Raw genomic sequence first — 4,323 nt, 5'->3', positions numbered from 1 at the left:
CCGCCCCGGGGCTCAGACAAACAGCGCAGCCGGGCGGCGTGACATCCCCGCAAGGAAGGACTCCTGGTGACGCAGCCAGACGTCACAGCCGCACCGGGCGCCCGCCACGGGCGGCCCGGCAAACTGAAGGTCTTCCTCGGAGCGGCACCCGGAGTGGGGAAGACCTACCGGATGCTGGACGAGGCCCGCCGGCGGGCCGCCCGTGGGACGGACGTCGTCGTGGGCTACGTCGAGTGCCACAAACGGCCGAACACCGAGGCGAAACTCGAGGGCCTGGAGGTCGTCCCGCGCGTCGAACGGCGCTACCGCGGCGCCGACTTCACCGAGATGGACCTCGACGCGGTCCTCGCCCGCGCCCCGCAGGTCGCGCTGGTCGACGAGATGGCCCACACCAACATCCCCGGCGGGGCGCACGCCAAGCGATGGCAGGACATCGAGGACCTGCTCGCCGCCGGGATCGACGTCATCACCGCCGTCAACATCCAGCACCTCGAGTCGCTCAACGACGTCGTCGAGAAGATCACCGGCGTCCCCCAGCGCGAGACCCTGCCCGACGAGGTCGTCCGCCGCGCCGACGAGATCGAGCTCGTGGACATGCCCGCCGAGGCGCTGCGCCGACGGATGGCGCACGGCAACGTCTACGCCCCGGAGAAGGTCGACGCCGCCCTGTCGAACTACTTCCGGGTCGGCAACCTCACCGCGCTGCGCGAACTGGCCCTGCTGTGGGTCGCCGGGCGGGTCGACGAGGCGCTGCAGAAGTACCGCACGGAGCACGGCATCGGGCGGGTCTGGGAGACCCGCGAACGTGTCGTGGTGGCACTCACCGGCGGGCCGGAGGGCGAGACGCTGATCCGCCGGGCCGCGCGCATCGCCGAGCGCTCCTCCGGCGGGGGAGCGTCCGGCGCGGGCGGCACACGCGACCTGCTGGCCGTCCACATCGCCCGCAGCGACGGCCTGGCGGACTCCTCGCCCGCCGCCCTGTCCCGGCAGCGCGCCCTGGTGGAGAGCCTGGGCGGCAGCTTCCACTCCGTCGTCGGCGACCATGTCCCCACCGCGCTGCTGGAGTTCGCCCGGGCCGAGAACGCCACCCAGCTCGTCGTCGGGGTGAGCCGGCGCGGCCGGCTGTCGCGCTTCGTCACCGGGCGCGGGGTCGGCGAGACCATCGTCGAACGCTCCGGCGACATCGACGTCCACATGGTCAGTCATGAACGCGCGGGCCGCGGGCGGCTCCTGCCCACCCCCAGCAACGACCTGCCCTTCGTCCGCAAGGTCTCCGGGCCGGTGGCGGGATTCGTGCTGCCCGCGCTGCTGACCGTCGTGCTCGCGAACACCCGCGGGCACCTCAACCTCACCAGCGAGGCCCTGCTCTTCCTGCTCACGGTGGTCGGCGTCGCGTGCATCGGCGGGGTGGTCTCCGCGCTGCTCGCCTCGGTCACGGCGTCGCTGCTGCTCAACTACTTCTTCATCCCGCCCATCGGCCGGTTCACCATCGGCGAGACCAACAACGTGCTCGCCCTGGCCGTCTTCGCGGTCGTCGCCGTCACGGTCGCCACCATCGTGGACCGCTCCCTGCGGCTGGGGCGTCGCGCGGCCGGGGCGACGGCGGAGGCCGAGACGCTCTCCTCACTGGCCGGGAACATCCTCCGCGGCGACCAGGCCGTGGAAGTCCTGCTCCAGCGGACGCGGGAGGCCTTCGGGCTGGAGTCCGCGGAACTCGTCCACGGACCTTCCCGGCCCGGCCGCCTCGCGGTCACCGGGCGGGACGAGGCCGGCGACACCGTCTCCGTCACCGTCGGGCCGCAGGACACCCTCGTGCTGCGCGGGCGCCGCCTGGCCGCCTCGGAGCGGCGGGTCCTGGTCGCCTTCGCGGGACACGTGGCCTCCGCGCTGGAACGGGCCCGGCTCGCCGAGGCCGCCGCCGAGGTCGAACCCGTCAAGGCGGCGGACCGCATGCGGACCGCGCTGCTGGCCGCGGTCGGGCACGACCTGCGCACACCCCTGGCCGGCGCCTGGGCGGCGATCAGCTCCCTGCGCAGCCGGGAGGTGGAGTTCTCGACCGAGGACCGCGACGAACTGCTCACGACGGCCGAGGAGTCCCTCGCCCGGCTCAGCCGCCTCGTGGACAACCTGCTGGACATGAGCAGGCTCCAGGCTGGCGCGCTCCGGCTGACGCTGCGGCCGACCGCGTTCGCCGAGGTGGTGCCGCTCGCCCTGGACAGCCTCGCCGACACCACCGCGCCTGTGGTCACGCAAGGTCTGGACGAGGCACCGCTCGCACTGGCCGACCCACCCCTGGTGGAGCGCGTCGTCGCCAACCTGGTGACGAACGCGCAGCGGCACGCCCCGGAGGGCACCATGATCCTGGTCGGCGCGAGCGCGCTCGGCGGCCGCGTCGAACTGCGCGTCGCCGACCGGGGCCCCGGGCTCCCGCCCGCCGACTGGGAACGGGTCTTCGAGCCGTTCCAGCGGCTCGGCGACACCGACAACACCACCGGGCTCGGGCTCGGGCTCGCGCTCTCCCGCGGTCTGACCGAGGCGATGGGCGGCACCCTCACACCCGAGGACACGCCCGGCGGCGGCCTGACCATGGTGCTGTCGCTGCCCGTCGCGGACGCCCCCGAAGCCACCCCTTCCCTCACTCCCGGAGACGAGGAGGCCCTGACATGAGGCGCGTCCTGGTCGTCGACGACGAGCCGGGCTTCCGCAAGGCCCTCGACATCGACCTCACCGCCCGCCACTACACGGTCAGCACGGCACCCGACGGGGCCACCGCGCTGACGCTGGTGTCACTCAACCCGCCCGACGCGATCGTGCTCGACCTGGGGCTGCCCGACATGGCGGGCATCGACGTCATCCTCGGCGTCCGCGCGTGGAGCCCGCTGCCGATCATCGTGGTGTCCGGGCGGTCGGACCCGGCCGAGAAGGTGCCCGCGCTGGACGCGGGCGCCGACGACTTCCTCACCAAGCCGTTCTCCATGGACGAACTCGCCGCCCGGCTGCGCGCCGTGTTCCGCCGCCCCGCGGCCGTGGAGGAGCCGCAGACGGTCGACGTCGGCCAATACCGCCTGGACCTGGCGGCGTTCACCGTCGGCACCCGCCACGGGCGCGGCGAGGCACCGCACCTGACGCCGACCGAGTGGCGGCTGCTCATGCCGCTGCTGCGCAACCCGGGGCGGCTGGTCACCGGCCGCCAGCTGCTGCGCGAGGTCTGGGGACCGGGCAACGAGAAGCGCACCAACTACCTGCGCGTCTACCTCGCCACGCTCCGGCAGAAGCTGGAACCGGACCCCGCCCACCCCCGCCACCTGATCACCGTGCCCGGCCTGGGCTACCGCTTCGAGCCCGGAGCCTGAGCCCAGGGTCCTGAGCCCAGGGTCCTGAGCCCCCGCCGGTGGCGTCACCCCGCCCGGCCCATGTGCCGGACGGGGCGGCCCACCGCGAAGTGGACGTACTCGCCGAACAGCCGGAAGCCCGCCGCCCACGCCAGCAGCCGGCTCGGCCGGTTGTCGCGCGAGCAGGTCCAGCTCGGAACGCGGCCGCGGGCGGCGACGTCCGCGCACAGGCCCGCGAGGCAGGCGAGCGCGAGACCCTCGCGGCGGTGTCCGGGCAGCGTCAGGACGGCGATGTCCTCGTAACCGGTGCCCAGGAAGTACGTGCAGGCCAGCGAGACCGGACGGCCCTCGCGGAAGGCGCCCCAGCAGTGCCCGGAACCGGCGAGTCCCGCCGCACCGCCCCAACTGCCGCTGATCCAGGCGGCGTCCGGGCCCGCTGCCGCCAAAGCCGCGCCGTCGGCCGCCGTCAGCCGGCGCACCTCCACGTCGCGGGGCGGGCGGCCTTGCGGCACCGGGCCGGACGGCAGCCAGATCATCCGCTCCCAGGGCACCACACGGTCGAACGCCGCCCCGAGGACCGGCAGGAACCGCGACCGGGCCAGGACGTAGCTGCCACCCAGCGGAGCCAGGGCCCGCGGGTCCGTATGGCGTGGGTCCCCGTCCACCAGGACGTGTCCTGCGCAGGCCACGCCGACCACGCGCGGCCCGGCGGGCCGGTCCGCCCACCACCGGCCGTGGCCGGTGGCGCGGACGTGCTCCGCGAGTGCCACGGGCCCCGGGACATCGGCCGGGAACCAGCCGTCGGGGAGGGGGAGTCCCGTGTATTCGATCATCTGCGTCTCTCTCAGGTGCGTCGGTACGCCGACGGGCGGGGGGGCCCCCCCGCCAGCCCGGGGGGTGGGCCCCCCCCGGGGGGGGGGGGGGGGTGGGGGCCGGAAGGCTGTTGTGCGCGGGGTGGGCGACGCGCTGGCCGGGCCCGCGGAGTGCGGGG

At 74.6% G+C, this 4,323-nt stretch carries 3 protein-coding genes; 2 read left to right on the top strand and 1 reads right to left on the bottom strand.

Annotated features, from left to right (window positions below; all coding sequences use genetic code 11):
• Positions 1-66 precede the first annotated feature (66 nt).
• Together ACFWVC_RS19710 and ACFWVC_RS19705 are read left to right on the top strand one after the other, a co-directional pair.
• The gene (locus ACFWVC_RS19710; protein ID WP_384287134.1) at positions 67-2,667 is read left to right on the top strand and encodes an ATP-binding protein; all 2,601 of its coding nucleotides are present in this window, start codon (positions 67-69) and stop codon (positions 2,665-2,667) included.
• Positions 2,664-3,353 (top strand): response regulator, encoded by a 690-nt coding sequence (locus ACFWVC_RS19705; protein WP_384287129.1) that lies wholly within the window; start codon positions 2,664-2,666, stop codon positions 3,351-3,353. Before ACFWVC_RS19710 ends, ACFWVC_RS19705 begins: the two co-directional genes overlap by 4 nt.
• 44 nt (positions 3,354-3,397) lie before the next feature.
• On the opposite strand, the gene ACFWVC_RS19700 is transcribed toward ACFWVC_RS19705, so the two are convergent.
• Complete coding sequence (locus tag ACFWVC_RS19700) at positions 3,398-4,165, bottom strand: GNAT family N-acetyltransferase (RefSeq protein ID WP_384287125.1); 768 nt, start codon at positions 4,163-4,165, stop codon at positions 3,398-3,400.
• Between the last annotated feature and the right edge of the window lie 158 nt (positions 4,166-4,323).

This window comes from Streptomyces sp. NPDC058691 (assembly GCF_042714775.1).
GTDB lineage: Bacteria > Actinomycetota > Actinomycetes > Streptomycetales > Streptomycetaceae > Actinacidiphila.
The sequence above is the reverse complement of the archived record's forward strand: the minus strand, read 5'-3'. Positions and strand labels throughout refer to the sequence as shown.